General features: G+C 62.0%; 14 protein-coding genes. 8 read left to right on the plus strand and 6 right to left on the minus strand.

Annotated elements, in window-relative coordinates:
- Positions 1-85: 85 nt before the first annotated feature.
- From BH682_RS23300 to BH682_RS23310, 3 genes are all read right to left on the minus strand, one after another.
- Complete coding sequence (locus BH682_RS23300; protein WP_030535259.1) at positions 86-937, minus strand: alpha/beta fold hydrolase; 852 nt, start codon at positions 935-937, stop codon at positions 86-88.
- Between the two features lie 62 nt (positions 938-999).
- A complete protein-coding gene (locus tag BH682_RS23305) occupies positions 1000-1308 on the minus strand; it encodes a hypothetical protein (protein ID WP_136470805.1) in 309 nt (102 codons plus the stop codon).
- Positions 1309-1527: 219 nt separating this feature from the next.
- A complete protein-coding gene (locus tag BH682_RS23310; RefSeq protein ID WP_075834253.1) occupies positions 1528-2070 on the minus strand; it encodes a TetR/AcrR family transcriptional regulator in 543 nt (180 codons plus the stop codon).
- A 121-nt stretch (positions 2071-2191) separates the two neighbouring features.
- Here BH682_RS23310 and BH682_RS23315 point away from each other — a divergent pair, with 121 nt between their 5' ends.
- From BH682_RS23315 to BH682_RS23325, 3 genes are all read left to right on the plus strand, one after another.
- Positions 2192-2665, plus strand: coding sequence for a DUF4334 domain-containing protein (locus BH682_RS23315; protein WP_047271067.1), 474 nt, complete (start codon positions 2192-2194; stop codon positions 2663-2665).
- Between the two features lie 29 nt (positions 2666-2694).
- Positions 2695-3783: an NAD(P)-dependent alcohol dehydrogenase gene (locus BH682_RS23320; protein ID WP_054188965.1), complete on the plus strand. Its 1089-nt coding sequence runs from the start codon at positions 2695-2697 to the stop codon at positions 3781-3783.
- An 84-nt stretch (positions 3784-3867) separates the two neighbouring features.
- A complete protein-coding gene (locus tag BH682_RS23325) occupies positions 3868-5067 on the plus strand; it encodes a low temperature requirement protein A (RefSeq protein ID WP_075834255.1) in 1200 nt (399 codons plus the stop codon).
- Between the two features lies 1 nt (position 5068).
- Here BH682_RS23325 and BH682_RS23330 read toward each other — a convergent pair whose 3' ends face one another.
- Both BH682_RS23330 and BH682_RS23335 read right to left on the minus strand, forming a co-directional pair.
- Positions 5069-5653 carry a hypothetical protein gene (locus tag BH682_RS23330; RefSeq protein WP_003940111.1) on the minus strand — a complete coding sequence of 195 codons (585 nt, stop codon included), beginning with the start codon at positions 5651-5653 and terminating at the stop codon, positions 5069-5071.
- A 45-nt stretch (positions 5654-5698) separates the two neighbouring features.
- Positions 5699-6076 carry an MmcQ/YjbR family DNA-binding protein gene (locus tag BH682_RS23335; protein ID WP_007733864.1) on the minus strand — a complete coding sequence of 126 codons (378 nt, stop codon included), beginning with the start codon at positions 6074-6076 and terminating at the stop codon, positions 5699-5701.
- A 99-nt stretch (positions 6077-6175) separates the two neighbouring features.
- On the opposite strand from BH682_RS23335, the gene BH682_RS23340 reads away from it, so the two are divergent.
- A complete protein-coding gene (locus tag BH682_RS23340) occupies positions 6176-6622 on the plus strand; it encodes a hypothetical protein (protein WP_003939955.1) in 447 nt (148 codons plus the stop codon).
- 99 nt (positions 6623-6721) lie between these two features.
- Positions 6722-7312 (plus strand): DUF937 domain-containing protein, encoded by a 591-nt coding sequence (locus BH682_RS23345; protein ID WP_003940105.1) that lies wholly within the window; start codon positions 6722-6724, stop codon positions 7310-7312.
- Positions 7313-7369: 57 nt separating this feature from the next.
- On the opposite strand, the gene BH682_RS23350 is transcribed toward BH682_RS23345, so the two are convergent.
- Complete coding sequence (locus BH682_RS23350; protein ID WP_166502994.1) at positions 7370-8554, minus strand: MFS transporter; 1185 nt, start codon at positions 8552-8554, stop codon at positions 7370-7372.
- Between the two features lie 147 nt (positions 8555-8701).
- Between BH682_RS23350 and BH682_RS23355 the strand changes: the two genes are divergently transcribed.
- From BH682_RS23355 to dusB, 3 genes are all read left to right on the plus strand, one after another.
- Positions 8702-9577 carry a LysR family transcriptional regulator gene (locus BH682_RS23355; RefSeq protein ID WP_081377546.1) on the plus strand — a complete coding sequence of 292 codons (876 nt, stop codon included), beginning with the start codon at positions 8702-8704 and terminating at the stop codon, positions 9575-9577.
- A 131-nt stretch (positions 9578-9708) separates the two neighbouring features.
- Positions 9709-10668, plus strand: a complete 960-nt coding sequence (locus tag BH682_RS23360) for an acyl-ACP desaturase (protein ID WP_003940492.1) — start codon at positions 9709-9711, stop codon at positions 10666-10668.
- An 81-nt stretch (positions 10669-10749) separates the two neighbouring features.
- Positions 10750-11892, plus strand: coding sequence for a tRNA dihydrouridine synthase DusB (dusB, locus tag BH682_RS23365; protein WP_003939756.1), 1143 nt, complete (start codon positions 10750-10752; stop codon positions 11890-11892).
- The last annotated feature ends 53 nt before the right edge of the window (positions 11893-11945 follow it).

Below are 11945 nucleotides of genomic sequence, written 5' to 3' on the forward strand. Positions count from 1 at the left end.
ACACAGACCCGGCGCCTCATTCAGAGGCGCCGGGTCTTGTGCATTCGTGCCACATCGATTCGTGCCACATGAATGCAACAGCAGGTCATCGAAGCAGGAACTCGAGGGTCACGCGCTCGAATGCCTCCTTGGCTTCGATCATCACCCAGTGCCCGCAGTTCGGAAATACATGCAGTTCGGCATTCGGAATCAGTCGCATCGGAATCATCGGCATGTCCGGTGGACACTGCCGATCATCGAGCCCCCATGTCAGCAAGGTCGGGCATTGCACCTTGTGCATCATCGACCAGTACGGCGGCACATCCGAGTTGGACATCATCTGCTGCTGAGCGGCAAAGGCTTTGGATCCGTACATCGCGGTCAATGCCTGGTGCGAGGCCGGATCGTTGGCCGTTTGCCATCGTTCCTCGATCCGCTCCTCGGTGATCACGGATCTGTCGTAAACCATGCACTCGAGCCAGCGAACCAACTTCTCACGGCTGGGAGCGTCGGCGAATTCCTGGAGGAGACGCGTACCTTCGCTCGGGTTCTGACTGAAGATGTTCGGGCCCACGCCTCCGATGGTGACCAATCTGCGGACGCGGTCAGGGAACCTCATCGCGACGTTGACCCCGACAACTCCGCCCATCGAATTGCCGATCATCGCAGCGGATTCGATTCCCAGCGCATCCATGAATCGAACCACCGCCGAGGTTGCCGTGAGAACTGGATGACCGTCGACGGCATCGCTCACGCCGAAACCCGGGAACTCCAGGAGGTAGCAGTGGAAGTGCTTTGCGAACACCTCGAGGTTCCCCCGGTAATTCCGCCATCCACTCACGCCGATCCCGGAGCCGTGCAACAGGATCAACGGCGGACCATCGCCCGCCTCGTGATAGCGCAAAGTCCCCCTGTCGGTAGCGACTTCGCGTTTGGTCCCTTCGTAAGTCACGTCCATACCGCAAGATTAGAACGTGTTACAGATTTGCGACGGCTGATTGCGGAACTTCGCAATCACTGTCAGAAGCATCCCCCGCTGCCTCGACGCCCACTGCGATTCGTGGACTTCTGCTCGCTCGGTTTCGACTTCCCCGTCCCGGCCTTCACACACCGGTTGGGGCGCCGCACCTGCTCGAAGTGCCCGGCGCTCACCACATGACCGGCCACGCTGACCTTGACCGGCGCATCCGCGCGGGCGGTTCCGACTTGCGCCGATCCCAACGTCAGGGCGCAAGCAGCCACAACGACCAGCGCTACCTTCTTCGAGATCTTCATATGCACGGCCACTTCGACACGGGTCCACTCCAGATGCTGAACAGGTGCGCGCACCGAAGGAACACGCTCGGCGTCGACGATATTCAGTCAGGGTGGCCGGCCGCGATCCTTTTGCTCACCAGCATCTGAACAGTCGACGACAAAAGTTTTGGCGGCACGTCAACATCCCGAGGGCGTCAACGAGCCGACGCCCAACGTACGCACCGTTACTGAGAAATCCGTAAATCCGGGCAACCACACAGCGACGGGCGTGGACGTTCGCGTTTGGACTCGCTACGCCACAATCAAACGCCGAACCGCCTCGACTGCCGCCTCCCGACGTCGAGGGATGGAACGAGACGACTTGAGCGCGAGCATCCGGGCGATATCCGTGATCAGCAGGATCAACTCCGTGGGATTCCACGCGGGGTCGATGTGTCCCTCGAGCTGCCCCTTGCGGATTTCCGCAACTTTAGGCCGGAAGGTCTTGCTTCGTATGTCGTCCTCGCTCATGACGTCCGGCGCTTCGAGATCCGCCCATTGCTGCAATCGGGCGTTCTCGGGATGGGCAACGTAGTTGTCGAAGAGGCGACCTGCATAGCCCGGCAAGTCGTCACCTCGAAGTGCTGTCTCCGTGGTTGTTTCGGACGTCCACTGTTCGGTCACGGCAGCGAACAACTCTTCCTTGCTTGCGAAGTACGCATAGAGACGGTCTTTGCTGGCACGCGCTTGCGCGGCGATCCGATTGATCCGCGCGCCGGCCAGCCCGTACGTGGCAAATTCGTCCTTTGCGGCCGCCAGAATGCGGTCCCTCGTAGCTTCCCCTGCTGAGCGCATGTTCACAGCCTAGAACGAATCGACCGTTGCCGAACCATCCGGTTCGGCGTAGCGTGCAGAGTTGACGAACAATTTGGTTCGCGAACAAGTCGTGCCACTTACCGTCGACTCGAGGAGAGACATGAATCTCGACGAAGCCCGAACTGCTTTCGCCCGGCTCCGTGCTGCGGAAAGTGGTGTATCACCAGCAGAACTCGACGAAGTGTGGGCCGCGCTGGAAACCGTCGCCGCCGAAGAAATCCTCGGCGAGTGGAAGGGTGACGACTTCGCCACCGGTCACCGGCTTCACGAAAAGCTGTTCGCGAGCCGTTGGTACGGCAAGACCTTCAACTCGGTCGAGGACGCCAAGCCGTTGATCTGCCGAGACGAAGACGGCAACCTCTATTCCGACGTCAAGGGCGGCAATGGCGAAGCAAGCCTGTGGAACATCGAGTTTCGTGGCGAAGTCACGGCAACGATGGTCTACGACGGTGCGCCGATCTTCGACCACTTCAAGAAGGTCGACGACTCGACACTGATGGGCATCATGAACGGAAAGTCGGCGCTGGTTCTCGACGGTGGGCAGCACTACTACTTCCTGCTCGAGCGAGCGTGATTCGCGCCGAACAGAATTCGAGATCCTCCATGCAGATGACAGCGGCGCTCTCACACGGCCCGCACTCCCCCTTCACACTCGACACCGTTGAAATCGACGAACCCCGCGCAGACGAGATCCTGGTTCGCATCGTCGCTACCGGCCTGTGCCACACAGATCTGTTCACGAAGTCGGTGCTACCGGAAAGGCTCGGCCCCTGCGTGTTCGGGCACGAAGGGGCGGGGGTGGTCGAGGCCGTCGGCTCGTCGATCGACAGCATTGCGCCCGGTGATCACGTGTTGCTGAGCTACCGCAGTTGCGGTGTGTGCAGGCAGTGTCTCAGCGGCCATCGGGCGTACTGCGAAAGCTCACACGGGCTCAACAGCTCTGGCGCACGCACCGACGGCTCGACGCCGGTCCGGCGAAGCGGAACTCCGATACGGTCCGCATTCTTCGGCCAGTCCAGCTTCGCGGAATACGTCATCGCCACTGCCGACAACACCGTCGTCGTCGATCCTGCAGTGGACCTGACCGTCGCGGCTCCCCTCGGCTGCGGATTTCAAACCGGCGCGGGTGCCGTGCTGAATCTACTTCGCCCCGAGCCCGACTCGACGTTTGTCGTCTTCGGAGCCGGCAGCGTCGGACTCGCAGCGCTACTGGCAGCGAGGGCTGCCGGCGTTTCCACCCTGGTCGCCGTGGACCCCGTTGCGCAGCGGCGCGCACTCGCCGAGGAATTCGGCGCCGTCACTGTCGATCCGACCACCGAGGACGCGGTCGAAGCAGTACGCGCCGCCACCGACGGAGGTTCGACACATTCCCTCGACACCACCGGAATCGGCTCCGTGATCAATCAAGCCGTCACATCACTTCGAGCACGGGGAACACTGGCGGTAGTCGGACTCGGAGCGTCCACGGTCGAGATGAACATGGCCGACATCATGCTGAGCGGAAAGACAATTCGAGGATGCATCGAAGGAGAGTCGGAAGTCTCGACGTTCATCCCCGAACTCGTCGAACTCTTCACTGGTGGCCGGTTTCCGATCGACCGCTTGGTGACGCGCTACGCCTTCTCCGACATCAACAAAGCCGTCGAAGATCAAGCGTCGGGGCGCGTCATCAAACCCGTTCTCGTGTGGTGAGGGGCGAAATGTCTCATTCGTCGACCCGACGGAATTCGCCCTAGACTGCGCTCCTGCACTAGACGTCGGAGCAAGGTGGGGACGATGACAGAACACACCAGTACAGGCGCGGGCCACGGCCGGGCCGTAATGCCGATCATCCGGATGCGCGCACGCAGCCGCGACGAGGACCATCGAGCATCGACGCCACTCGAACTGTTCTTCGACCTGTGTTTCGTGGTTGCAGCCGCACAGGCCGGAGTTCAACTGGTGCATGCTGTCGCCGAGGGCCACTACGCCGACGGCATCGCCGGCTATATGTTCGTCTTCTTCGCGCTGTGGTGGGCGTGGGTGAACTTCACCTGGTTCGCGTCTGCCTACGACACGGACGACGTCCCCTACCGGGTCGCGACCTTCGTACAGATTTGTGGCGTGCTCGTCTTCGCCGCCGGAATCCCCGACGCATTCGACGGAACCGACCGTACGACGGCCATCGTCGGCTACCTCATCATGCGAATTGCGCTCACCTGCCAATGGCTTCGAGCCGCCAGCGGTGAATCCGGTGCAGCGCGAACGACTGCTCTGCAATATGCCGCCGGGCTCGTGATCGTCCAGGCCGGCTGGATCGTGCTGCTTCTGATGCCGGCGTCGGCGTGGATTCCGGGCTTCTTCGTTCTCATGATCGCCGAACTCGCGGTGCCGGCGATCGCCGAACGCAACCACCAGACGCCGTGGCACCCGCATCACATCGCCGAACGCTACGGCCTCTTCACCATCATCATGCTCGGCGAAACCATCGCTGCCGCGACCATCGCGGTCCAATCCGGCATCCGGGATTTCGACGCCGCCGATCTACTGATTCCGATTGCCGTCGGCGGAGTTCTGATCGTGTTCTCCGCGTTGTGGATCTACTTCGCCGTCCCGATCCACGAGTACCTCGCAGACCAAGGCAATCGCGCCGTCCTGTTGTGGGGATACGGGCACTACTTCGTATTCGGATCCGCTGCGGCCATCGGCGCCGGCATCGAAGTAGCCGTCGAGGAAGCAGTTGGCGAAGCGCACATTTCGACGTTCGCAGCATCTGCCGCGGTCACGATTCCGGCCGCGATGTTCCTGATCTTCGTGTGGCTCATGCATTCACGCCACTTCAAGCGCGACAGGATCGAGCAGGCCGTTCTACCGGTGAGTGCAATCCTGGTTCTCGCCTGCACATTTGCCGGACACTGGGCTGTCCCGCTCGCCGGACTGGTGGCGGCGGGAACCGTCGGAGTCGGTGTCGGCCTGAGTACTCGGTCGAAGAGCTGACTCAGATTTCCGGAGCCGGAGCCTCGCCCTTGCTCTGCGGCTCGTGCTGCTTGAGCTCACCGCGCATCTTGTCGAGATCCTTTCCACGCTTTTTGTACATGTAGCCGAGCGCGACAAGTCCAAGGAACAACGCAACGCCCAGGACGGCACCGACAACGGATGCTCCGCGGAATCCGGGGCCGTCGACGTCGAGGATCCGCTCGCCCGCATGCGCAGCGTTGTTGTTGCCGAGAACAACTGTCAGAGAGAGCAGATTCGGCAGCGCGAAGATCACACCCAACGCGAGAGCCGTGATCTGCATGATTCGAGCATGCTTGCGCTTGCGCACCTGCCAGACCGCCCGGAAGAAGATGAGCGGGACCAGGGTGCACACGAGACCGAACAGCAGCCCCCACGCGATTCCGGCGCTGAAACTGCCGTTCGCCAACGACGCAATGCGCTGCGCCCACCAACGCGGAAGGAAGGCGGCAAGGATGAAGTAAGCGATGACCAGGACCACCGCCATCACTGCGATCCCGATGGCCTTCTTCGCCCACGGCGGCATGCCCGGTTTTGCGGTGGCCGGTGAAGTTTCCGGTGTCGTCATGACAATTCCTCGTCTAGTCGGCGTCTGTACTGACGAATCTATCCGTTACGGGCGTTCCTCATCCGCATCGAGAACGATCCGGGCAAGCCGCTTCGGCGCAACGAGGGTGAACGAGGTGTAGATCCACTCCTCCAGTTGCGACCATTTCTCCTCGGAAACGTCGGTGCCGATGTCGAGTGCAACCCACCCGTGTCGACCGAGTCCATAGCCCGCAGCACTTGCGCCTGGTTCGGTGGCCACCACCGCTTCGGCTTCCTCCTTGCTCAGCTTGACGGTCAAGGAGGTGGCTTCGACGTTGCAGAACACGAAGTTCTTGCCGCGGACCCGGAACGTCGGGTGGCCGTCCCACGCTTCGATGTCGACGCGCTCCGCTTCCGGCAGCGACAGCGAGATCTCTTCGAGTCGACGCATGTTGTCGGGCATGGAGACGATTCTGCACGCTCGATACCGAGCTTGACACCCGCGACACAGCTAGGCTCGGCGACGACCGCGTCACCGAACTCCGAACACAGGGAGACTGGCATGCGCACGTTAGTTCATCTCGTTCTGCTCATTTGTGGAATCGCCGTTGCCGTCGGCTCGTTCATGTACGTACTGGCCGGGGTCAAACCCGACAACGTTCGCCTCGAGGACCTGCGGGACGGCTTTCCGGCCGGGTGGGCAATCGAGCAACTCGGCGATCAGTCCGTGACCTTCTACCGGTCGATGGCGATACTTCTGCTCGCCGCCGCCGTATTGATTCTGATCGCCGCATTGTTCGGTTCTCGCATCGCAGCATGGATCGGAATTATCGTGGGATTGGGGACTCTTGGCACGTTCTACTACCGCGTGAACGATCAGTTCGACAATGTCATCAGGGAAAACTACTCCACGATCCTGACAAATCAGACAGGATTCATTCTGACGGCCGGCGGACTGATTCTCGCTCTCCTAGCGTGCCTGGTCCCCCGCGAGAAGACCCGAGCCTGACCGCTCGGCAACCGGAGGGTTACCGTCGACGCCGACATTCACTAGTGTCTGCAACAGCCGGGTACTGACGAGTAGTACCCCAGAAGAGGCAGGGCATCAATGGCATCGCTTGACGACCTTCTATCCCAGATCCCCATCGACCAGATCGCGCAGCAACTCGGCGTCGACCAGGCAACTGCCGAATCGGCGGTCAAGACTGCACTTCCGACCCTCGTCGGTGGCCTCGGCGCCAACGCGCAGGATCCCGCCGGCGCAGCCTCGCTGGAAAGCGCGTTGCAGTCTCACGCCGACACCAGCCTTCTCGACGACGGCGTCGACATCAGCAAAGTCGACACCGCTGACGGTCAGAAGATCGTCTCGAACATCTTCGGCGGCAACACCGATCAGGTCGCCAGCGCACTGGGCGGTGTCGGTGGCGGCGGTGGAAACGATCTGGTGAAGCAGTTGCTGCCGATCCTCGCTCCCATCGTCCTGGCCTACCTCGCCAAGCAGTTCACCGGTGGCGGTGCCGGCGCGCAGACTCAGGCCTCCGGTGGCGGCGGACTCGGGGACCTCCTCGGCGGAATTCTCGGCGGCGGCGGCAATTCCGGCGGCGGCATCGGCGGAGCACTCGGCGGTATCTTGGGCGGATCCGGGGGCGGCGGCCTCGGAGACCTGCTCGGCGGCCTCCTCGGCGGCGGCAAGAAGTAATTCGCTCGACAGATTCGCACTGCGGCGATCCCGTTCGGGATCGCCGCAGTGCTCGGTTCAGTCAACCGTCGAAGATCGAAACATCCTCAGTGACAAGGCAAACGCAACCAACAGCAGCGCGCCCACAAAAGCACTGACCCCGACCCAACCGCCACCCGCGTATGCAAGACCCGCGAGGGCGCCCGCCACGGACGAACCCGCGTAGTAGGCAAACAGATACAACGCCGACGCCTCGGCCCGGTGATCGGTAGCGATCAGCCCCACCCAACCGCTGGCCACCGAATGTGCGGCGAAGAATCCTCCGGTGAAGAGCAGCATCCCCACGAGCGTCAACGCCAGATTGTCCGGAACGGTCAGTGCCAGGCCGATACCGATGACGACAACCGACCCGAGCAGCACGCTGCGCCTACCCAGTCGGTCAGAGGCCCCGCCGGCTACCGCCGAGGTGAAAGTTCCGGCAAGGTAGAAAAGGAACACCAGGCCCACAAGCGCTTCAGGAAGGCCGAAAGGTGCTGCCGTGAGCCGAAACCCGAGGAAGTTGTAAATCGACACGAAGCCGCCCATCAGGATGAATCCCAAAGCGAAGAGTGTTCGCAGCGACGGGTTCGCAAGGTGGCGTCGTAGATTCGACGCGATCGTGCGCACCGATATCGGTTGCGGGCGAAAGAACTTCGACGCGGGAAGCCGCCGGATCATGTTGAGCGCGAACAATGCCGACAGCGCGGACGCAGTCAACAGCGCCCAACGCCACGTACTGAAATCGACGACGGCCGACGGCACGAGCCGTCCGATCAGCCCACCGATCGTCGTGCCGGCGACGTACCTTCCCATCGCTGCACCGAGGTCCTTCCGATCGACCTCCTCGGCCAGATAGGCCATCGCCACCGCCGGGACACCGGCCAGAGCTAATCCTTGTGCTGCGCGTCCGACCAGCAGAACCTCGATCGTCGGACTCAGCGGCAGAAACAAACCGATCACACAGGACGCCGACGCCGACGCGATCATCACCCGTGTGCGACCGAACCGCTCGGAGAGCGCACTGGCCGGAATGATTGCCAACGCCAACATGCCCGTCGTCGCCGAGACGGACAGCGCAGACACCGCAGGCGAGACGTGGAAGTCTTCGGCGAACGCAGGCAGCAACGCCTGTGCCGCGTACATCGAGATGAACGTCGACAGCCCGGCCGCGAACAACGCAACGGTCACGGTTCGATATCCCGATGTTCCGCGGCGAAGCGGCATCACTTCGGATTCGATCACATTCTCGACAGTCACCACGTACCTCCAGGCATCACTTACCTCCGGCAAGAATCCTCCCGCCCAGACTCGGCAAAAGAAAATGCATAAACTTGATGTTCTATATGCTCTGGAGGTATATAGATTGGGTTCGTGATGCTGACCGAAGACCTCGAATGGTTTGTCGTGCTCGCCGAAACCCAACAGGTGACCGCTACCGCGGATCTGACTCACCTGTCGCAACCGACCCTTTCGCGCAAACTCGCACGCCTCGAACGACAGATCGGCGTGACACTCTTCGACCGTCAGGGACGCCGACTCGAACTGAACCGGTACGGCGAGATCCTCTATCGACATGCTCGCATCGCACTGCGTGCCCTCGACGCCGCGCAGACCGAAATCCAGTCGCTGGCGAGCCCAGAGAGCGGCACGGTCCGGCTCGACTTCCTCCACTCGTTCGGCACCTGGTTGGTGCCGCACATGCTGCGCGGATACCGCGTCGAGCATCCCGGAGTGCGATTCGAACTGCATCAGGACAGCGCGCAGTTCCTGGTCGACAGAATCGCCGCCGGCACGTCCGACCTGGCCGTCGTCTCGCCTCAGCCGCGCGATCCGCAGGTGGCGTGGATGCAGATCGCCCAGCAGTCACTGGCATTGGCTGTTCCGGCTGATCATCGCTTTGCGAAGTTGCATTCGGTCGAGCTTGCGGACGCGGCCGACGAACCGTTCATCGGTATGCATCCGAACTTCGGGATGCGAAGAATTCTCGATGAACTGTGCGCGGCCGCAGGATTCACTCCGAATTTCGTCTTCGAGAGCAGCGAGCTGGCAACGGTCGGCGGACTGGTCTCCGCGTCCTTCGGTGTCTCGGTCATGCCGGTTCAGGATCCACCGATCTGGGCCGAAGGAGTCGTCTACGTACCGATCGAAGGAGCACAGCGAAAAATAGGGCTGATCTGGTCGAAGAGCCGCGAGCTGTCCGATCCCGCCCGGACGTTCCGCGACTACGTCGAAAGAACGACTTGGTAGTGAAAGTGCCCCCGGATAACTACGGATCGGTAACATCCCTCGAGGGGAGCAATTTTCATGCCATTCTTTTCAAACCTACGGTGCCGTAGGCTGGGGCGAAGTCGCGCATTCACTCAACATGGAGGCAAGAAATGACGAGGATTCTGACGCAGCTGGAGCTGCTACAAGAGCTGCAGCCGGTTGCCGAGGAGAACGTCAACCGCCACATCTCCATGGCCAAGGAATGGCATCCACACGACTACGTTCCGTGGGACGAGGGCCGTAATTTCGCAGCCATGGGCGGCGAAGACTGGAGTCTCGAACAGTCACAACTCGGCGAGGTAGCTCGCGCCGCGATGATCACCAACCTGCTCACCGAGGACAACCTGCCGTCGTACCACCGTGAGATCGCCGAGAACTTTTCGCAGGACGGTGCCTGGGGAACGTGGGTCGGCCGGTGGACCGCCGAGGAGAACCGCCACGGCATCGTGATGCGTGACTACCTCGTCGTCACGCGCGCAGTCGACCCCGTCGAGCTCGAGCGCTTCCGCATGGAACACATGACAAACGGTTACAGCGCACCCATCGACGAGGGCGACGCCGGCCTGCTGCACTCGGTCGCCTACGTGACCTTCCAGGAACTCGCGACGCGCGTCAGCCACCGCAACACCGGCAAGGCCTGCGACGAGCCGATTGCCGACAAGATGCTTCAGCGCATCGCCGCCGACGAGAACCTGCACATGATCTTCTACCGCAACATCTGCGCCGCCGCGCTCGATCTTGCTCCCGATCAGGCGCTCAAGGCTGTGGCGAACATCGTCCAGAACTTCCAGATGCCCGGTGCCGGCATGCCGAACTTCCGCCGTAACGGCGCTCTGATGGCCAAGCACGGCATCTACGACCTTCGCCAGCACCTCGACGAGGTCGTCTGGCCTGTCCTGCGCAAGTGGAACATCTTCGAGCGCAACGATTTCAGCGCCGAAGGCGAGAACACGCGCGAAGAGTTGGCGGCCTTCCTCGAGACACTCGCCGCCAACGCGACGAAGTTCGAGGAACAGCGCGATCGCATGCTCGCACGCGAAGCCGCCAAGCGCGAACAGCAGGCTTCTTAGTTTCACCAGCTATTCTGTGCCCGGTACCGGATTCGGTACCGGGCACTTCCAATTGTCACAAGTATTTGTTCAGAGGTAGACATGTCATCCCTTCGTATCGGTTCACTCGAGCTGCACAGCCCCGTGGTCCTCGCACCCATGGCGGGCGTCACCAACGTCGCCTTCCGCACGCTGTGCCGTGAACTCGAACTCGAACGTGCAGGCAGCACGTCCGGGCTCTACGTCTGCGAGATGGTCACCGCCCGCGCGCTCGTCGAACGCCAACCCGCCACGATGCACATGACCACGTTCGGTCCGACCGAAACGCCCAGGTCGCTGCAGCTGTACACCGTCGACCCGGATACGACTTACGCCGCGGCCAAGATGATCGTCGACGAGAACATGGCCGATCACATCGACATGAACTTCGGCTGCCCGGTACCCAAGGTGACCCGCAAGGGCGGTGGATCGGCGCTACCGTACAAGCGTCGACTGTTCGGTCAGATCGTCGCGGCAGCCGTGCGCGCCACCGAAGGCACCGACATTCCGGTCACCGTCAAGATGCGCGTCGGCATCGACCCCGAACATCACACGCACCTCGACGCCGGCCGGATCGCCGCAGCTGAAGGCGCCGCTGCCGTCGCACTTCACGCACGTACCGCGTCGCAGCGCTACTCCGGCACTGCTGACTGGAACGAGATCACGCGCCTCAAGGAACACGTCACCGACGTGCCGATCCTCGGCAACGGCGACATCTTCGACGCCTCGGATGCTGCCCGCATGATGAACGAGACCGGCTGCGACGGCGTCGTCGTCGGACGCGGCTGCCTCGGACGGCCATGGCTGTTCGCGGAACTCAGCGCAGCTCTCAACGGACAACAGATCGCCACGCCGCCGACGCTCGGCGAAGTCACCAAGATCATCGCCCGTCACGCCCAACTGCTCGCCGCACATCACGGTGAAATGAAGGGTCTGCGCGAACTTCGCAAGCACGTCTCCTGGTACATGCGTGGGTTCCCGGTCGGATCGGATCTGCGGGTCTCGATGGCTCTGGTCAGCACGTTGTCCGAACTGGACGATCTGCTCGGACAGCTCGACCACGACGTCCCGTTCCCCAAGGACGCCGAAGGCCCGCGCGGACGCCAAGGCTCACCCGGTCAGGTAGCACTCCCGGAAGGTTGGCTCGACGATCCCGAAGACGACCTTGTGCCGGTGGGAGCTGACATGATGCACTCTGGTGGCTAGCGAAAACACGCCGTCGGATTACTCACATCACTTTCTGAGTGAAGCACTCAGGA

Source organism: Rhodococcus sp. YL-1 (genome assembly GCF_001942025.1).
GTDB lineage: Bacteria > Actinomycetota > Actinomycetes > Mycobacteriales > Mycobacteriaceae > Rhodococcus_F > Rhodococcus_F qingshengii.

Coding starts and splice junctions, on each gene's coding strand:
- BH682_RS23300 (WP_030535259.1), bottom strand. CDS start 937: ATGGACGTGACTTACGAAGGGACCAAACGCGAAGTCGCTACCGACAGG.
- BH682_RS23310 (WP_075834253.1), bottom strand. CDS start 2,070: ATGCGCTCAGCAGGGGAAGCTACGAGGGACCGCATTCTGGCGGCCGCA.
- BH682_RS23315 (WP_047271067.1), top strand. CDS start 2,192: ATGAATCTCGACGAAGCCCGAACTGCTTTCGCCCGGCTCCGTGCTGCG.
- BH682_RS23320 (WP_054188965.1), top strand. CDS start 2,695: ATGCAGATGACAGCGGCGCTCTCACACGGCCCGCACTCCCCCTTCACA.
- BH682_RS23325 (WP_075834255.1), top strand. CDS start 3,868: ATGACAGAACACACCAGTACAGGCGCGGGCCACGGCCGGGCCGTAATG.
- BH682_RS23330 (WP_003940111.1), bottom strand. CDS start 5,653: ATGACGACACCGGAAACTTCACCGGCCACCGCAAAACCGGGCATGCCG.
- BH682_RS23335 (WP_007733864.1), bottom strand. CDS start 6,076: ATGCCCGACAACATGCGTCGACTCGAAGAGATCTCGCTGTCGCTGCCG.
- BH682_RS23340 (WP_003939955.1), top strand. CDS start 6,176: ATGCGCACGTTAGTTCATCTCGTTCTGCTCATTTGTGGAATCGCCGTT.
- BH682_RS23345 (WP_003940105.1), top strand. CDS start 6,722: ATGGCATCGCTTGACGACCTTCTATCCCAGATCCCCATCGACCAGATC.
- BH682_RS23350 (WP_166502994.1), bottom strand. CDS start 8,554: ATGCCGCTTCGCCGCGGAACATCGGGATATCGAACCGTGACCGTTGCG.
- BH682_RS23360 (WP_003940492.1), top strand. CDS start 9,709: ATGACGAGGATTCTGACGCAGCTGGAGCTGCTACAAGAGCTGCAGCCG.
- dusB (WP_003939756.1), top strand. CDS start 10,750: ATGTCATCCCTTCGTATCGGTTCACTCGAGCTGCACAGCCCCGTGGTC.